Source organism: Gordonia sp. 135, from assembly GCF_009720185.1.
GTDB classification, from domain to species: Bacteria; Actinomycetota; Actinomycetes; order Mycobacteriales; family Mycobacteriaceae; genus Gordonia; species Gordonia alkanivorans.
The window spans coordinates 3,075,199-3,091,021 of record NZ_CP046257.1 but is presented as its reverse complement, the minus strand read 5'-3'; the positions used below and the strand labels follow the sequence as shown (position 1 = coordinate 3,091,021).

Sequence of the window (15,823 nt, the reverse complement as noted above, 5' to 3'; positions counted from 1 at the left end):
GGTGCTCAGCCGTCCGACAGCAGATCGGCGGGCTGCAGGATCGCTGTCGCGAGGGCGGCGAGCGCTGCGGAGATCCCCGGTCGTGCGCGCAGTTCCGGCACTTGCACGACGTCGCCGGACACCCCGATGAACGCGCGGGTGAGACCTGCGGCGTCGCTCTCGGACAGCTCGGGCGACCGGGCGCGGATGGCGACGGCCCATTCGGCGATGTACGCGCGCTGGGCGGCACGCAGCGCATTCTGGTCGGCCTCGGGCAGGTAGACGAGGTCGCGGGTGAAGATGGGGATGATCCGTCCGTGCACACCCAGCGATTGCCGCACGTGCAGGGAGATGAGCACGTCGAGGGCATCGCGGGGCTCGACGCCGTCGAGGGCGTGGGTCGTGAGGAAGAGAATGCCTTCGAAGGCGCGGACCAGGATCGCTCGCAAGACCTCGGTCTTGCCGGGGATCTGTTGGTAGAAGGTGGCCACCGAGATGTCGGCCGCCCGCGCGATGTCGTCGATCCGGACGTCGTGGAATCCCCGCTCGGCGAACAGGTCGGTGGCCGCGTCGAGGATGCGCTCGTGCCGATCGGCGGGGCGCCGGGTGGCCGGCGCCGGCGGTGAGGCATCGGGTCCGGGCGCTGGCAGTTCGCCGTCGACGATCGACCGGGCGACGGCCCGCTGGATCTGCATCACGTGCGCCGGCGGCATCGTCCCGCGGATCACCGAGGTGTTGGAGTACAGGCTCAGGACGGCGAATCCGAGCAGACGGGCGTCGACGGCGGGCAGGTCGGGTCTCACAGCGGCGACCTTGTCGGCGATGTAGTCGCTGAACTTCGCGAAATAGACCCGCATGTCGGCGAGCTGGGCGGGGTGCAGGTGCCGTTGCTCGCGGCGCCAGAGGATCGACACGTCGTGGTTGGCGGTCTGGTCGCCGAGGCGATCGAGGAACCGCCACAGCTGGGCCTGCGGCGTCTCGCCGTACTCGTCGGCCTCGCGGACGAGTTCGTCCACCAGGTCGACCTGGGTCAGCAGCGCCTGTACGAGGATGTCGTGCTTGCCGGGGAAGTGGCGGTACACCGCGGGCCCGGTGAGACCGACCGCGGCACCGATCTGTTCGATGCTGACGTTGCGGTACCCGGCCTCCTGGAACAGGGTCGTCGCCGCCCGGACGATCTGCTCGGCCCGGAGGCCCCTGGGGTTCGCCCGCCCGCCCGCCGGACCGGGACCGGAGTCCGGATCGTGCGGCGTCGACGGCATGGACGTTTCCTTCCCGGGAACGGTGGCGGATCCGAGCGGTGACCCTTCCAACGAACGGTAACCGGATCCGGCGCAGAATTTCGCCGCTCACATGACAAACCGGGAACAGGCAGGCCCGTGCCGATGTCGAGCACGGTTGACAGTGCCGCCGGTACGGTCGAGATCGATCACCACTTCTGAGAGGACGTCGACGATGTCAGAGCAGGGCCAGTCCACCACCGATCGGGTCGACTTCTGGTTCGATCCGCTCTGCCCGTGGTGCTGGATCACCTCCCGGTGGATCCTCGAGGCCGAGAAGGTCCGGCCGATCGAAGTCAACTTCCACGTCATGAGCCTGGCTGTCCTCAACGAGGGCAAGGACATCCCCGACGAGTACCGCGAGGCACTGAAGAACGCGTGGCGTCCGGTCCGGGTGATCGCCGCCGCGGCTGCGGAGAAGGGCGACGAGATCCTCGCACCGCTCTACGCCGCGATGGGCACCCGCATCCACAACGAGGGGATCGAGGACTTCGACGCGGTCATCGCGGGCGCGCTCGCCGAACTCGGGCTCGACGCCTCGCTGGCGGAGGCCGCCGACTCCGAGGAGTTCGACGAGGCCGTCCGAAAGAGCCACCACGAGGGCATGGACAAGGTCGGCGACGACGTCGGCACCCCGACGATCCACGTGAACGGTGTCGCCTTCTTCGGCCCGGTGCTGTCGCGCATCCCGCGCGGCGAGGACGCCGGCAAGGTCTGGGACGGCGCGCTCGCACTCGCGTCCTACCCGCACTTCTACGAGCTCAAGCGCAGCCGCACCGAGGAACCCCAGTTCGACTGAACCACAGTCTGATTCGCCTCCCGCGAAGCCGCTGCGTCGAACCTCCGCTCAGAACCTGGGCGGGGGTTCGATGCCGTTCGGGAGCGAACCGGGCGGGACCGTCGCCGGGTGCGCCGGTGGTGGCACGGCCACGACGTTGCCGCTGCCGATGTCGCGCACGATCTGGCGCGGCCGCAGCAGCATCGCGCCGGCCCGGGTCCGGTTGCGGAGCGCGGCCGCGCGCCAGGTGAGGACCGGGTGGGTCGAGATCGCGTTCACCAGGTGCACGAAGAACCCGCGTTCGTGGGTGGCGCGGTCGGCGAACTCGTCGAAGTCGACCGCGGACAGCATGTACTTGCCGGCGGCCAGGACGCCGATCGCGCCCGGAGCGCCCGCCGGCTTCGCGTAGTAGCCGTAGTTGTCGGCGGTGTACTCCTGCGCTCGTGAGAGTGCGCTGCCGAGCAGGGGGATGCTGGTACCGAGGACCGTCGCCAGCTGACGCCAGTACGACGTGTGACCGGCCGCGATGTGCCCGACCTCGTGGCCGATGATGAACTCCAGGGCCTCGGGACTGCGAGCGGCGCCGCCGACCTCGAACAGGTCGGAGTAGACGACGACGAACCGCCGGAATCCGTGGCCGGAGGCGAAGGCATTGATCTGCCCGTTCCCGAGTACGACGTAGGCGTCGGGTACGTACTCCAGTCCGTAGCGGGCGGCGGCCTCGACCAGCATCCGGTAACCGTCCGGGAACTGGGTGGGCGTCATCTGCACGCCGTTCACGCGCGGCGTCGCATAGGTGAGACCGCGGATCACGAACAACACCAACGGAAATGCCAAGGCGGCCAACAGGATCTGGTCCAACATGCCGAGGGCGACGAGGACCACGATCGCCGCGTATCCCACCGTCGTGGTGAGGATGACGAGGACGAGGACGGGGATCTCCCACGGATGCAGCTGCGGGCGTGCGGCGAAACGAGCAGCGCGAAGCCAGCGTCGTGACGGGTCGGGAGGTGTCTCCGGGAGCGGGTCGGCGACCCCGGGCACGTTCGGGATCGGGTTCGGCAACGCTCGGGGGATGGGCGCAGGCGTGTCCACGCCCTCAATCTATAGTGGCGCCATGCGTGTCTATCTCGGTGCCGACCATGCCGGATTCGAACTCAAGAACCAGATCGCCGACCATCTGAAGGCGAACGGACACGAGGTGGTGGACTGTGGCGCCCACGTCTACGACGCCCTCGACGACTATCCGGCATTCTGCATCGACGCCGCGGCCCGGACCGTCGCGGATCCCGGCAGCCTGGGCATCGTCCTCGGCGGCAGCGGCAACGGCGAGCAGATCGCCGCGAACAAGGTGCCCGGTGCCCGCTGCGCCCTGGCCTGGAGCGTCGAGACCGCGCAGCTCGCGCGCCAGCACAACAACGCACAACTGATCGGCATCGGCGGCCGCATGCACTCCACCGAGGAAGCCCTGGCCATCGTCGACGCCTTCCTGGCCACCGAGTGGTCGGATGAGCCGCGCCACCAGCGCCGCATCGACATCCTCGCCGAGTACGAGCGCACCGGCGTGGCCCCCGAGGTCCCGCAGCCGCCGGCCTGATCGGTGCCCGAAGGTCACACACTGCACCGGCTCGCCCGCCGGCAACAGCGACTCTTCGGCGGCCGCCGGGTCCGGGTGACCAGCCCCCAGGGACGGTTCGCCGACGGTGCGGCCGCCGTGGACGGGATGACCTTCCACGCCGCGGAGGCGTGGGGTAAACATCTGCTCCACCGCTATCGCGACGGTCGTACCGAGCAGATGGTGCACATCCACCTCGGCCTCTACGGCGCCTTCACCGAACTGACGGCGCCGCTGCCCGAGCCCGTCGGACAGGTCAGGCTGCGTATCGAAACCGAGGACACCGGCACTGACCTGCGCGGACCGACGGCGTGTGAGATCTACCACCCCGTCGACCTCGACGCGCTGATCGCCCGTCTGGGTCCCGACCCCCTCCGCCGCGACGCCGACCCGGAGCGCGCCTGGGCGGCGATGTCCCGGTCCTCGCGTCCGATCGGCGCGCTGCTGATGGACCAGAAGGTCATCGCGGGCATCGGGAACGTGTATCGCGCCGAGGTCCTCTTCCGTGCCGGAATCGACCCCATGCGGCCCGGAAAACGCCTTCTCCGAACCGAATTCGACGAGATGTGGCTCGACCTGGTGGCACTGATGAAGGTCGGTGTGCGCCGCGGACGGATCCATGTGATCCGTCCCGAGGACGACCACGGGGCGCCGGCGTATGCCGCGAACCGTCCGCGGACCTATGTCTACCGCCGGGCGGGAGAGCCGTGTCGGATCTGTGGCACCCCGGTCCTGCTCGCCGAACTCGAGGCCCGGAAGCTCTACTGGTGTCCGGTTTGCCAGGAGTGACGATCCCCTCAATTGATGTATGGATAGGCGAACCTCAGTAACATCGCGGTAGTTCGGGATGCATGGCATCCGCGTCGCAATCTGTGGGGGTAGCGTGTCGATCGCCGAGGAAGCCCGTCTCCATGCCGGTCTGATCTCGCGCGGGGAGGTGTCGCCGCTGAAGGACGTGCCGTTCCACGGTGCATCCGACGCGCCGATCACCCGACGCGTCCTCACCGGCGGTGATCTGTTCCCCGAGGCCGAGAAGCGCGTCGTCGCTCACGAGATGCGAGCCGTCTCGGCCGCGACCCGGGACTACTGTGAACCCCACGTGCACGACTGCCCCGAAATCAACATCCTGCTCTCGCTCGACCACCTGGTCTATGAGATCACCCTGGGCGACGAGTCGTACGTGGTGGAGGCGCCGGCGAGCATCTACATCCCGGCCGGCCTGACCCACAGCGCGAACGTGATCGAGGGGAGCGGTTTCTTCATCGCGATCATCGAAACCGCGGACTACGTCGCCAAGCCGCCGCCCGGCGCCACCTTCTGACGTCCGTTCGTCGCGAGCTCCCGCCGCCGATCTCAGCGAACCCACAGCGTCGTCTGACGTCCGCTCACATGTGCGGTCGTCACGATGGATGAGGTGTACAGCGACGAGCAGGCCCTGCACGACGTCCTCGGCGACGCCGACCAGCCGGAGATCACTGTCCTCGTGGTCGGCGGAACCGGTGAGTCGTACCCGGGTGATGTCCGCACCGAGGTGACCGGACTCCTCGCGGGGGTGGCCGACGAACTCGACGATCGATTCTCCAGTCGCTGGGTCGCCTATCCGGCCAGTTACGGCCCGGCGCCCCATCCCGGTGGCATGAGCTTCGCCGACAGTGTCGCGATCGGCGCCCGGCGGTTGTCCGAGCTGCTCGAGCGGACCACGGGGCCGGTGGCGTTGCTGGGATATTCGCAAGGAGCCGTGGTGATCCGGGCGGCGCTAGCCGAGCTGGGGACACGCCGTCATCACGTCGTCGGGCGAGTACTGGGCGTCGGACTCGTCGCTGACCCGCACCAGCCGGCGGGCGTCATACCCGGTTGTGACGGATGGGGTGTCGCGGGTCCCGGTGAACAGCTACCGACAGGCCTGCCCGTGGTGTGGGTGGGCGCTCCCGACGACATGATCTGCAACGCGCGTGCCGATTCCCTCGTCCGCGACATCGCCGACCTGACACGGGCGATGACGTTCGCTGCGCTGGGTCGTTGGGGAGGCAGTGCATTCGGGGTGCTGCGCCGCAACGCCTTCCAGAACGCCCGCCGCACCGCGGTGCGCCCGTCGCAGTGGCGGCGAGACGTCCACCGACTCGCATCGGCGTGGTGGGAGATCCGCTGCTACCTGCCGTCGATGATCCGGTTCCTCGGTGTCGTGTGGACGAATTCGCCGGGCGGACGCCACACCTCGTACCGGCACGAGCCGTACCGGCGCGGTTCCGTGACCGATCCCGCATCGACCGGATGCCAGGTGATCGCGGGCTGGTTGCAGGTGCAGGCGACGTTCACAACACTCGCTGCTGATCCCGCGGATGACGTCCGCGCTGCGTGACGATCAACCGCTTCGACGACGAAGGCCGGTCACCGTGTCGGTGACCGGCATTCGAGGTCGGATGTCGCGGAGGTCAGTCGCCCTGGAACTGACCGCCAATGGTGTTGCGGACCACGATCGGGGTTCCGCGCGGGACGTTGTCGTAGACCCACTTGCCGAACTCGGTGGTGACGTTGATGCAGCCGTGGCTCACATTGCTGTTGCCCTGCTGCGCGACGGACCACGGCGCCGCATGGATGAAGATGCCGTCCCAGGACATGCGGGTCGCGTACTCGACGTAGGTGCGGTAGCCCTCGGCGGAGTCGACCGGCACACCGTACGTGGACGAGTCCATGTACATGTCGCGGTACTTCTCCTTGGTGTAGTAGACACCGTTCGGGGTCGGGTGCTTGTCCGAACCCATCGAGATCGGCATGGTCTTGACGACCTCGCCGTTCTTCCACCAGGTGATGGTGTGGGTGTTGTCGTCGGCCAGGGCGATGTACCCGGTCGGGGTCTTCACGTTCGGGATGGCCGGACCCGCGGGCTTCTCCGGGGTGGTGCTGCTCGACGGCGGCTCCGGGGCCTTCGGGGTGCTCGGTGCCGGCGGCGTCGGCAGTCCGGGGATCACAGGGATCTCGACCGGCGGCAGGCCCGGGATCACGGTGACGGGTGCAGCGTTCGCAACGCCGGGGAGGGCGAGAGCCATGGCCAGGACGCCGACGACGATCCCGCTGAGGCGTCGAGTGGAGCGTCGACGAGACCGCGAGGTCGGCACTTTGTTGGTCTGCACTAGTCGTACCTTCGGTTCGATGAATATCTCGCGCATTACATCTGAAAGCGCTAATCCATCGTTACACAACCGTTGTCTAGCGGCCAAGGAGTGCGGACGTCTCATCGGCGCCACGATCGCGAACGGGGGGTGCGAGCTGGCAAAAAGCCGTGGTGAACGCATCGACCATAGCTCGTGTGACGGTAGTCACACTCGGATGACATACTGCGCCGATCATCTCATTGGCGTACATCATCGCCCCAGTTGTGGCGATGTCAACAGGATCGGTTGTCCCACTGGGGCGTCGGGGATCAGGCAGGTTGCGGGTGCTCCGTGCGCACGTGTCGCACGGGCTGCGCACATGCCTCGTCGCGACAGACGAGCATGACGTCGACGCGTTCGAGTCCCGTCTCGGATTCGGTGACGTCCCTGCGTATATAGAGCGGCGCGCCGCAGGTCTGACACTTTCGCTGGGTTTTCGTGTGTGAAGAGGGCATGCACCCACCCTACGCGAGTGTGTCGTGGGTCACATCCAGGTTTCGGCTTCGCGAACTGCTCAAACATGGCTGCCGGGCGGAGGAACGTATATGTCGGCACCCGGGAAGGAGAGGGCGCGTGCACGAGAGTGCACGCAGGTCGGGAGACATTTCCGCGCGGAGGGGGGTGCTGACGTCTGCGAATGGAAGACCGAGAGCAATGAACCGACCCTTGACCACCTTGACGTTCGCTGTCGCCACCGCCACCGCCGGGCTTTTCGGTGGCGCGGCACTTGCGAGCGCCGACGCACCATGCACGATGCCCATCGCCAACGGGCAGACAGCTCCGTGTCCGCCACCCGTCATCTCGACGGGTCCGGGGGAGAACGGTCCGCTGAAGGAAACCCCGACGACACCGCCACTGCCGGAACTCCCGCCGTTCTACGACTATCCGTACGACTTCTACGAGTTCGGCGACGGCTTCCCGTTCTTCGAATTCTGAGGTCTGCCGTGATCCGCGGTAGCTGACCGGCCGGAGAAACGAAACGACCCTGGTCCGTTCGTCTTTCGACGGACCAGGGTCGGGTCGTGTCCTCGACCGGGATCGAGGACTGTGGTGGAGCGGGTGACGGGAATCGAACCCGCGTAGCTAGTTTGGAAGACTAGGGCTCTACCATTGAGCTACACCCGCGTGCGATGAGTGACTGTACATGGCGGCGCGCCGGATTTCTAAATCGGGATGGGTGGCGCTGCGTCCGGCACCCGTTGGTCGCGTCGCAACAGGCGCCACGTACTATCTTCTGTTGGCCCTGATGCGCGGTCGGCCGTGAGGCCTCCACCGCGTGCGCAGGACCGCGGGATGTGGCGCAGCTTGGTAGCGCATCCGCTTTGGGAGCGGAGGGTCGCAGGTTCAAATCCTGTCATCCCGACTTGTCGATTGTGGCCGTGTGGGTCACGGGGGCACACCACCCGAAACCGAACTTTCATCACCACCGCAGATATAAGGAGCAGTAGGCGTGAAGAGCACTGTCGAGCAACTCACCCCGACCCGAGTGAAGCTCAATGTCGAGGTCCCGTTCGAGGAGCTGTCCGCAGACTTCGACCGGGCATACCGGTCGTTGGCCCAGCAGATCCGGATCCCCGGCTTCCGTCCGGGCAAGGCGCCCGCCAAGCTGATCGAGGCCCGCGTCGGTCGCGACTCGGTCCTGGCGCAGGTCGTCAACGACGCCATCCCCGCCAAGTACTCGGAGGCCGTCGCCGAAACCGAGACCAAGGCCATCGGCCAGCCGGAGATCGATCTGTCGGAGCTGAAGTACGGCGAGTCCGTCACCTTCACCGCCGAGGTCGACGTCCGCCCGGAGATCACCCTGCCCGACTACTCGACCCTCTCGGTCGAGGTCGACGCCATCGAGATCGACGAGGCCGCCGTCGACGAGCAGCTCGAGGGCCTGCGGGCCCGCTTCGGCACCCTCAAGGGTGTCGAGCGCGGCATCGAGAACGGCGACTTCGTGTCGATCGACCTCGAGGCCACCGTCGACGGCGAGCCCGTCGAGGAGGCCACCACCGAGGGCCTGTCCCACGAGGTCGGCTCCGGCCAGCTCATCGACGGACTCGACGATGCCCTCATCGGCCTGAAGGCCGGCGAGAGCAAGGAGTTCACCACCAAGCTCGTCGCCGGCGACCACGCCGGTGACGAGGCACTGGTCAAGGTCACCGTGCAGTCGGTCAAGGAGCGCGAGCTCCCCGAGGTCGACGACGAGTTCGCCCAGATGGCCAGCGAGTTCGACACCGTCGAGGAGCTGCGTGCGAGCCTGGCCGAGCGCGTCGAGCAGTCGGCGAAGCTCGAGCAGGCCAACAAGATCCGCGACGCCGTGCTCGAGAAGCTGATCGAGACCGTCGATGTCCCGTTGCCGGAGAAGGTCGTCGCCGAGGAGATCGAGGGTCAGCAGCACCAGATCATCCACGCTCTCGGTCATGACGACGAGCAGGTCGCGAAGTTCCTCGAGGCGCAGGGCAAGACCCGCGAGGAGTGGGACGCCGAGGCGCGCGAGGAGGCCGAGAAGTCGGTCAAGCAGCAGCTGCTCCTCGACGCGATCGCCGATCAGCAGGAGACCGAGGTCAGCCAGGACGAGCTGACCCAGCAGATCATCTTCACCGCGCAGCGCTACGGCATGCAGCCGCAGGAGTTCATCCAGCAGCTGACCCAGGCCAACCAGGTCGGCGCGGTCTACGCCGACGTCCGTCGCGGCAAGTCGCTGGCCGGCATCGTCGGCGAGTTCACCGTCACCGACACCAAGGGCGCGACCGTCGACACCGCCGACTTCTTCGGCGGCAACGACGAGGACGCCGAGTCGGACGAGGCGGCCGACGCCGACAACTGAGTCGACCCGGAACCTCACCACGCATCACCGATCGCCGGTCCCCGTTCGCGGGGGCCGGCGATCGGCGTCGGGTGCACCGTTCTGCATTCGCCGTTCACTGTGACGACCCGTTCTGCTCTCAGCGAATAGACGTGTCCTCGGGAGTGCCGGTGGGTGTGGATTGGTTAGTGTCGGTGAGGACGCCATCAGAGAAGAGAACATGTGCGACGCCCGAGACGGCGCGCACAGGTCATGACAACAAGGCAAAGGTAGGAACCCGTGAGTGAGCCGACCATCCACACACCCTCGATGAGTTCGGGTGTGGCTGGGTTGAACCTGACCGATTCGGTGTTCGAGCGTCTGCTGCGCGAACGCATCATCTTCCTGGGCACCCAGGTCGACGATGACATCGCCAACCGGCTGTGCGCACAGATCCTGCTGCTCGCCGCCGAGGACCCCACCAAGGACATCCACCTCTACATCAACTCGCCTGGTGGCTCGGTCACCGCGGGCATGGCCATCTTCGACACCATGCAACTCGCCGAGTGCGACGTCGCCACCTACGCGATGGGCATGGCGGCATCCATGGGCCAGTTCCTCCTCGCGGCCGGCACCAAGGGCAAGCGCCATGCCCTGCCGCACGCGCGGATCATGATGCACCAGCCGTCGGCGGGTATCGGCGGCACCGCGGCCGACATCGCCATCCAGGCCGAGCAGTTCGCGCTCACCAAGAAAGAGATGAACAAGCTCAACGCCGAGTTCAGCGGTCAGCCGCTCGAGAAGATCGAGGCCGACGCGGATCGCGACAAGTGGTTCACCGCAGAAGAGGCCAAGGAGTACGGCTTCGTCGACAAGGTGATCTCGCGTCCGGGTCAGTGACCCGGTCGATCGCGCGACCCAGCCACCCTCGAGCCACACCTACTCATTTGGAGCAACAGATGACCAACTCCCTTTCCCTGGACGGCATGCCCGCCGAGGTCGCCGCCGGTATCCCCGCGTCGGCGTTGGCGCTCAAGAACATCGAGGCGCGCTACATCCTGCCGTCGTTCATCGAGCACACCCCCAACGGTCAGCGCCAGTACGATCCGTACGCCAAGCTGTTCGAGGAGCGCATCGTCTTCGTCGGTACGCCGATCGACCAGGTCGTGTCCAACGATGTGATGGCGCAGCTGCTCGTCCTCGAATCGCAGGACCCGGATCGCGACATCACCATGTACATCAACTCGCCCGGCGGCAGCGTGCCCGACATGCTCGCCATCTACGACACGATGCAGTACGTCCACTGCGACATCGTGACCGTGTGCCTCGGCGAGGCGGCCTCGGCCGCGGCGATCCTGCTCGCCGGTGGAACCCCGGGTAAGCGTGCGGCCCTGCCGAACGCGACCGTGCTGATCCACCAGCCGCGCACCGGCGGTGCCTACCAGGGTCAGGTCTCCGACCTCGAGATCCAGGCCGCCGAGATCGAGCGCATCCGCGACCGGCTCGACGAGATCCTGTCCAATCACACCGGCCAGGACAAGGCGAAGATCCGCAAGGACACCGATCGCGACAACATCCTGACCGCTCACGCGGCCAAGGAATACGGAATCATCGACGAGGTCTTCGAATACCGCAAGAAGTCGATGAAGAAGTCCTAGCGACAACCCACAACCAGCACAGAAGTCGCGGGGATTTTCTGTCGCGACATTTGGCCTTATCGGTCGAAGTTCGAGCGGTGCGCGGGTACCGTCGGGTTACTGGGCATTCGGAGGTCGTCAGATCATCCGTGCCCGACTGCGCGCGACGCGACGGACCACGACGACAGTCCGGCAACGAGGAAGTAGGTACTACGCGAGATGGCACGAATCGGAGACGGTGGCGACCTGCTCAAGTGCTCTTTCTGCGGGAAGAGTCAGAAGCAGGTGAAGAAGCTCATCGCCGGCCCAGGCGTGTACATCTGCGATGAGTGCATCGACCTGTGCAACGAGATCATCGAGGAGGAGCTCGCCGAGAACGGCGACGTGAAACTCGACGAACTCCCGAAGCCCGCGGAGATCCGCGACTTCCTCGAGAAGTACGTCATCGGTCAGGACACGGCCAAGCGCACGCTCGCGGTGGCCGTCTACAACCACTACAAGCGCATCCAGGCGGGGGAGAAGAAGGACTCCCGCACGGGTGAGACCGTCGAACTGATGAAGTCGAACATCCTCATGCTCGGCCCGACCGGTTGTGGCAAGACGTACCTCGCGCAGACGCTGGCCAAGATGCTGAACGTGCCGTTCGCCATCGCCGACGCCACCGCCCTCACCGAGGCCGGCTACGTGGGTGAGGATGTCGAGAACATCCTGCTGAAGCTGATCCAGGCCGCCGACTACGACGTCAAGCGCGCCGAGACCGGCATCATCTACATCGACGAGGTCGACAAGATCGCCCGCAAGAGCGAGAACCCGTCGATCACTCGGGACGTGTCCGGTGAGGGCGTGCAGCAGGCGCTGCTGAAGATCCTCGAGGGCACTCAGGCATCGGTGCCGCCGCAGGGCGGTCGCAAGCACCCGCATCAGGAATTCATCCAGATCGACACCACCAACGTGCTGTTCATCGTGGCGGGTGCGTTCGCGGGTCTCGAGAAGATCGTGTCCGAGCGAATCGGCAAGCGCGGCTTGGGGTTCGGCAACGATGTGGCGAGCAAGGACGAGGTCGACACCACCGATCAGTTTGCCGACGTCATGCCGGAGGACCTGATCAAGTTCGGGCTGATCCCCGAGTTCATCGGCCGTCTGCCGGTCGTCGCCTCGGTCACCAACCTCGACAAGGACTCGCTGGTGAGCATCCTGTCGGAGCCGAAGAACGCACTGGTGAAGCAGTACACCCGCCTGTTCGACATGGACAACGTCGAACTCGAGTTCACCCAGGACGCCCTCGAGGCGGTCGCCGACCAGGCGATCCATCGCGGCACCGGTGCTCGTGGTCTGCGCGCCATCATGGAAGAGGTACTTCTGCCGGTCATGTACGACATCCCGAGCCGCGACGACGTCGAGAAGGTCGTCGTCACCGGTGAGACGGTGCGCGACAACGTGTTGCCGACCATCGTGCCGCGCAAGGCCTCGAACGACGAGCGCCGCGACAAGACCGCCTGACGCGATCTCTTCGTAGACGACGAGAATCCCCGCCCGGATCGCCGGGCGGGGATTCTGTTCTCTCGCCTGAGGTCCGGCGGGTCAGGCCGGTTCGAGCCGGATGACCACGGCCTTGGACACCGGGGTGTTGGATTCCTTCGCCACCGAGCCCAGCGGCACCAGCGGGTTGGTCTCCGGGTAATAGGCGGCCGCGTTGCCCTGCGGGGTGTCGTACGCGACGATCTCGAAGCCGCGCACGCGACGCTCTTCGAGGCCGTTCTCGCCCTCGAACTCCGACACGATGTCCACGCGCTGGCCGTCGTGCAGTCCGAGTGCGGAGAGGTCCGCGGGACTGACCATGACCACATGCCGGTTGCCCTTGATCCCGCGGTAGCGGTCGTCGTGGCCGTAGACGGTGGTGTTGTACTGATCGTGGCTGCGCAGCGTCTGCAGGATGAGACGCCCCTCCGGGATGTGCACCCATTCGAGCGGATACGTCGCGAAGTTGGCCTTGCCGTTCGGGGTGTCGAAGGTCCGGTCGTCGCGGGGTGGATGCGGCAGGACGAAACCGTCGCTGCGCCGGACACGGATGTTGAAGTCCTCGAACCCCGGGATCACCCGTTCGATGCGATCGCGGATCGCGTCGTAGTTCCCCTTGAGTTCCTGCCACGGAACCGGATGATCGGCGCCGAGGGCGGCGGTGGCCAGGTCGCAGACGATGGCGACCTCGCTGCGCAGGTCGGCCGACACCGGCGGCAGCGAGCCCCGGGACAGGTGCACCACCGACATCGAGTCCTCGACCGAGACACGTTGGGCCACACCGTTGATGACGTCCCGGTCGGTCCGTCCGAGCGTCGGCAGGATGAGCGCCGCGCGACCGGTGACGGTATGCGATTCGTTGAGCTTGGTCGACACCTGCACGGTCAGGGCGCAGCGACGCAGCGCGTCTGCGGTGGCCTCGGTGTCGGGGGTGGCGGAGACGAAGTTGCCGCCCATCCCCATGAAGACCCGCACCTTGCCCGCGGCCATCGCGTTGATCGCCGCGACGGTGTCGTACCCGTGCTCGCGCGGGCTGACGATCCCGAACTCGGCATCCTGTGCGGCGAGGAAGGATTCGGGCATCTTCTCGAAGATGCCCATCGTGCGGTCGCCCTGGACGTTGGAATGGCCTCGCACCGGGCACAGTCCGGCCCCGACCTTGCCGATCATCCCGCGCAGCAACAGCACATTGGTGCCCTCGGCGATCGTCGCGACCGCGTGACGGTGCTGGGTGAGTCCCATCGCCCAGCACAGCACGATGCGCTGCGAGGTCCGTACGGCGTCGGCGAGGTCGACGATCTGGGCTCTCGTCAGTCCCGTGATGGCGGCGACCTCGTCGATGTCGACGTCGTCGAGCAGGGCGAGGTAGTCCTCGGTGCCGGCGCACGACCCGGTGAGGAACTCGTGGTCGAAGACGGTGCCGGGGTTCGCCTGCTCGGCGTCGCGTAGCAGTCGGGCGACGCCCCGGAACAGGGCCATGTCCGAGCCGAGCCGGACCTGGAGGTAGTCGTCGGCGAGTTTGGTGCCCTCACCGATGACGCCGCCGATCTTCTGCGGGTCCTTGAACCGCATCAGGCCCGCCTCGGGCAGCGGGTTGATCGCGACGATCCGCGCCCCGTTGTTCTTGGCCTTCTCGAGGGTGGCCAGCATCCGTGGATGGTTGGTGCCGGGATTCTGGCCGGCGATGAGGATGAGGTCGGCGGCCTCGAGGTCGGGAACGGTCACCGACCCCTTGCCGATGCCGATGGACGTACCGAGCGCGGCGCCCGACGATTCGTGGCACATGTTCGAGCAGTCGGGGAGGTTGTTGGTCCCGAGGCTGCGTGCAAACAGCTGGTAGACGAAGGCGGCCTCGTTGCTGGTCCGCCCGGAGGTGTAGAAGACGGCCTCGTCGGGGGAGGCCATCGCGGCGAACTCGTCGGCGATGATGCGGTTGGCGTCGTCCCAGCTCACCGGGCGGTAGTGGGTGTCGCCGGGGGCGAGATACACCGGATGCGCCAGCCGGCCCTGCTGCGAGAGCCAGTAGCCGCTGCGGGTGGCGAGATCCTCGACGCTGTGGGCGGCGAAGAACTCGGGGGTCACCGAGCGCTTGGTGGCCTCCTCGGCGACGGCCTTCGCGCCGTTCTCGCAGAACTCGGCGTGTTTGCGGTGACCGGGGGTCTCCGGCCAGGCGCAGCCGGGACAGTCGAATCCGTCGCGCTGGTTGAGTTTGACGAGCGTCTGCGCGGACCGCACCGGGCCCATCTGCTCGAGTCCGCGCTTGAGCGCCACGGCCACCGCGGGTACGCCGGCGGCCCAGGTCTTCACATGCTTGCGGTGGACATCGGTGGGCTCGTCGACGCGGGGGTCACCATCGGGGGTGTGGCTCATGATGTCCATCTTGCCTCGCCGAGGTGATGGATCACGCACACTGGGTGCTGTGACTCAAGACACGGGATCAGACGGTTCGAAACTGGCGGCGATCGTTCTGGCCGGCGGGCGTTCGCGGCGGATGGGCAGCGACAAGGCGGCACTGGACTGGGAGGGTGAGCCGATGCTCGCCCGCGTGGTGCGGGTCGTCGCGCAGCGGTGCGATCCGGTGCTCGTCGTGGCCGGTGCGACGTCGGCGGCGTTCCGCGGCATCGACGACATCCGGGACCGCGCGGCACCCGGCATCGACCGGTCCAGGGTGCACTGGGTGACCGATGAGCAGGAAGGGGCCGGCCCGCTGGGCGGGCTGGTGGCAGGCCTGGCCAAGGCCGCGGCCGACGGCGCCGACCTCGCTTTCGTGTGCGCCACCGACATGCCGCTGATCGCGCCCGAGCTCATCGACGAACTCCGACTGGGACTCACCGACTCCGCTCAGGCGGTGATCGCGCGCGACGCGCAGCGCGACCACCCGATGGCCGGGATCTACCGGACCGACGCGGGACCGGTGATCGCCGATCTGGTGGCCGGTGGTGAGCGCCGGATGCTCGGTGCGGTCGAGGCACTCAACACTCACCGCGTGGGCGTGTCCGACCCCGAGTGGCTCGTGAACGTGAACGCGCCCGAGGACCTGCATCGTCTGCGTGTGACGACGGGCTGAGCGCAGTTGAACGCCGGCCGAGGA

Annotated in this window: 16 protein-coding genes and 2 tRNA genes; 12 read left to right on the top strand and 6 right to left on the bottom strand. The window is 67.0% G+C overall.

Features of this window, described 5'->3' with window-relative positions:
- Positions 1 to 5: 5 nt before the first annotated feature.
- Entirely contained in the window at positions 6 to 1,241 is a 1,236-nt protein-coding gene (locus GKZ92_RS13980; protein ID WP_035754076.1) for a TetR/AcrR family transcriptional regulator, read from the bottom strand.
- A gap of 193 nt (positions 1,242 to 1,434) precedes the next feature.
- On the opposite strand from GKZ92_RS13980, the gene GKZ92_RS13975 reads away from it, so the two are divergent.
- Complete coding sequence (locus GKZ92_RS13975; RefSeq protein WP_035754077.1) at positions 1,435 to 2,058, top strand: mycothiol-dependent nitroreductase Rv2466c family protein; 624 nt, start codon at positions 1,435 to 1,437, stop codon at positions 2,056 to 2,058.
- Positions 2,059 to 2,106: 48 nt separating this feature from the next.
- On the opposite strand, the gene GKZ92_RS13970 is transcribed toward GKZ92_RS13975, so the two are convergent.
- Complete coding sequence (locus tag GKZ92_RS13970; protein ID WP_006360026.1) at positions 2,107 to 3,132, bottom strand: M48 family metallopeptidase; 1,026 nt, start codon at positions 3,130 to 3,132, stop codon at positions 2,107 to 2,109.
- 22 nt (positions 3,133 to 3,154) lie between these two features.
- On the opposite strand from GKZ92_RS13970, the gene GKZ92_RS13965 reads away from it, so the two are divergent.
- The 4 genes from GKZ92_RS13965 (at position 3,155) to GKZ92_RS13950 (ending at position 6,011) form a co-directional block, all read left to right on the top strand.
- A complete protein-coding gene (locus tag GKZ92_RS13965) occupies positions 3,155 to 3,634 on the top strand; it encodes a ribose-5-phosphate isomerase (RefSeq protein ID WP_006360025.1) in 480 nt (159 codons plus the stop codon).
- A 3-nt stretch (positions 3,635 to 3,637) separates the two neighbouring features.
- The gene (locus GKZ92_RS13960; protein ID WP_006360024.1) at positions 3,638 to 4,441 is read left to right on the top strand and encodes an Fpg/Nei family DNA glycosylase; all 804 of its coding nucleotides are present in this window, start codon (positions 3,638 to 3,640) and stop codon (positions 4,439 to 4,441) included.
- A gap of 94 nt (positions 4,442 to 4,535) precedes the next feature.
- Positions 4,536 to 4,973, top strand: a complete 438-nt coding sequence (locus tag GKZ92_RS13955) for a hypothetical protein (RefSeq protein ID WP_035754078.1) — start codon at positions 4,536 to 4,538, stop codon at positions 4,971 to 4,973.
- 84 nt (positions 4,974 to 5,057) lie between these two features.
- Positions 5,058 to 6,011, top strand: coding sequence for a PE-PPE domain-containing protein (locus GKZ92_RS13950; RefSeq protein WP_006360022.1), 954 nt, complete (start codon positions 5,058 to 5,060; stop codon positions 6,009 to 6,011).
- A gap of 73 nt (positions 6,012 to 6,084) precedes the next feature.
- On the opposite strand, the gene GKZ92_RS13945 is transcribed toward GKZ92_RS13950, so the two are convergent.
- Entirely contained in the window at positions 6,085 to 6,819 is a 735-nt protein-coding gene (locus GKZ92_RS13945) for a L,D-transpeptidase (protein ID WP_281430766.1), read from the bottom strand.
- Positions 6,820 to 7,073: 254 nt separating this feature from the next.
- Positions 7,074 to 7,259: a hypothetical protein gene (locus tag GKZ92_RS24010; RefSeq protein ID WP_006360020.1), complete on the bottom strand. Its 186-nt coding sequence runs from the start codon at positions 7,257 to 7,259 to the stop codon at positions 7,074 to 7,076.
- Between the two features lie 211 nt (positions 7,260 to 7,470).
- On the opposite strand from GKZ92_RS24010, the gene GKZ92_RS13935 reads away from it, so the two are divergent.
- On the top strand, positions 7,471 to 7,740 hold the full coding sequence (locus tag GKZ92_RS13935; RefSeq protein ID WP_230461801.1) for a hypothetical protein: 270 nt from the start codon (positions 7,471 to 7,473) through the stop codon (positions 7,738 to 7,740).
- A 115-nt stretch (positions 7,741 to 7,855) separates the two neighbouring features.
- On the opposite strand, the gene GKZ92_RS13930 is transcribed toward GKZ92_RS13935, so the two are convergent.
- Positions 7,856 to 7,929, bottom strand: a tRNA-Gly gene (locus tag GKZ92_RS13930).
- A 164-nt stretch (positions 7,930 to 8,093) separates the two neighbouring features.
- On the opposite strand from GKZ92_RS13930, the gene GKZ92_RS13925 reads away from it, so the two are divergent.
- The 5 genes from GKZ92_RS13925 to clpX all read left to right on the top strand — a co-directional run bounded on the left by GKZ92_RS13925 (position 8,094) and on the right by clpX (position 12,714).
- Positions 8,094 to 8,167, top strand: a tRNA-Pro gene (locus GKZ92_RS13925).
- Between the two features lie 87 nt (positions 8,168 to 8,254).
- Positions 8,255 to 9,619, top strand: coding sequence for a trigger factor (tig, locus tag GKZ92_RS13920; RefSeq protein WP_155225355.1), 1,365 nt, complete (start codon positions 8,255 to 8,257; stop codon positions 9,617 to 9,619).
- Between the two features lie 258 nt (positions 9,620 to 9,877).
- On the top strand, positions 9,878 to 10,477 hold the full coding sequence (locus tag GKZ92_RS13915) for an ATP-dependent Clp protease proteolytic subunit (protein WP_006360017.1): 600 nt from the start codon (positions 9,878 to 9,880) through the stop codon (positions 10,475 to 10,477).
- A 59-nt stretch (positions 10,478 to 10,536) separates the two neighbouring features.
- On the top strand, positions 10,537 to 11,235 hold the full coding sequence (locus tag GKZ92_RS13910; protein WP_005198934.1) for an ATP-dependent Clp protease proteolytic subunit: 699 nt from the start codon (positions 10,537 to 10,539) through the stop codon (positions 11,233 to 11,235).
- A gap of 198 nt (positions 11,236 to 11,433) precedes the next feature.
- Positions 11,434 to 12,714 carry an ATP-dependent Clp protease ATP-binding subunit ClpX gene (gene clpX / locus GKZ92_RS13905; RefSeq protein ID WP_006360016.1) on the top strand — a complete coding sequence of 427 codons (1,281 nt, stop codon included), beginning with the start codon at positions 11,434 to 11,436 and terminating at the stop codon, positions 12,712 to 12,714.
- A gap of 81 nt (positions 12,715 to 12,795) precedes the next feature.
- Here clpX and GKZ92_RS13900 read toward each other — a convergent pair whose 3' ends face one another.
- A complete protein-coding gene (locus GKZ92_RS13900; RefSeq protein WP_155225354.1) occupies positions 12,796 to 15,102 on the bottom strand; it encodes an FdhF/YdeP family oxidoreductase in 2,307 nt (768 codons plus the stop codon).
- A 49-nt stretch (positions 15,103 to 15,151) separates the two neighbouring features.
- Between GKZ92_RS13900 and mobA the strand changes: the two genes are divergently transcribed.
- Entirely contained in the window at positions 15,152 to 15,799 is a 648-nt protein-coding gene (gene mobA / locus GKZ92_RS13895; protein WP_155225353.1) for a molybdenum cofactor guanylyltransferase, read from the top strand.
- The last annotated feature ends 24 nt before the right edge of the window (positions 15,800 to 15,823 follow it).

Excerpts from the sequence above, each read along its gene's own strand:
- GKZ92_RS13980 (WP_035754076.1), bottom strand. The coding sequence starts at position 1,241 with ATGCCGTCGACGCCGCACGATCCGGACTCCGGTCCCGGTCCGGCGGGC.
- GKZ92_RS13975 (WP_035754077.1), top strand. The coding sequence starts at position 1,435 with ATGTCAGAGCAGGGCCAGTCCACCACCGATCGGGTCGACTTCTGGTTC.
- GKZ92_RS13965 (WP_006360025.1), top strand. The coding sequence starts at position 3,155 with ATGCGTGTCTATCTCGGTGCCGACCATGCCGGATTCGAACTCAAGAAC.
- GKZ92_RS13950 (WP_006360022.1), top strand. The coding sequence starts at position 5,058 with ATGGATGAGGTGTACAGCGACGAGCAGGCCCTGCACGACGTCCTCGGC.
- GKZ92_RS13945 (WP_281430766.1), bottom strand. The coding sequence starts at position 6,819 with ATGCGCGAGATATTCATCGAACCGAAGGTACGACTAGTGCAGACCAAC.
- GKZ92_RS24010 (WP_006360020.1), bottom strand. The coding sequence starts at position 7,259 with ATGCCCTCTTCACACACGAAAACCCAGCGAAAGTGTCAGACCTGCGGC.
- GKZ92_RS13910 (WP_005198934.1), top strand. The coding sequence starts at position 10,537 with ATGACCAACTCCCTTTCCCTGGACGGCATGCCCGCCGAGGTCGCCGCC.
- clpX (WP_006360016.1), top strand. The coding sequence starts at position 11,434 with ATGGCACGAATCGGAGACGGTGGCGACCTGCTCAAGTGCTCTTTCTGC.
- GKZ92_RS13900 (WP_155225354.1), bottom strand. The coding sequence starts at position 15,102 with ATGAGCCACACCCCCGATGGTGACCCCCGCGTCGACGAGCCCACCGAT.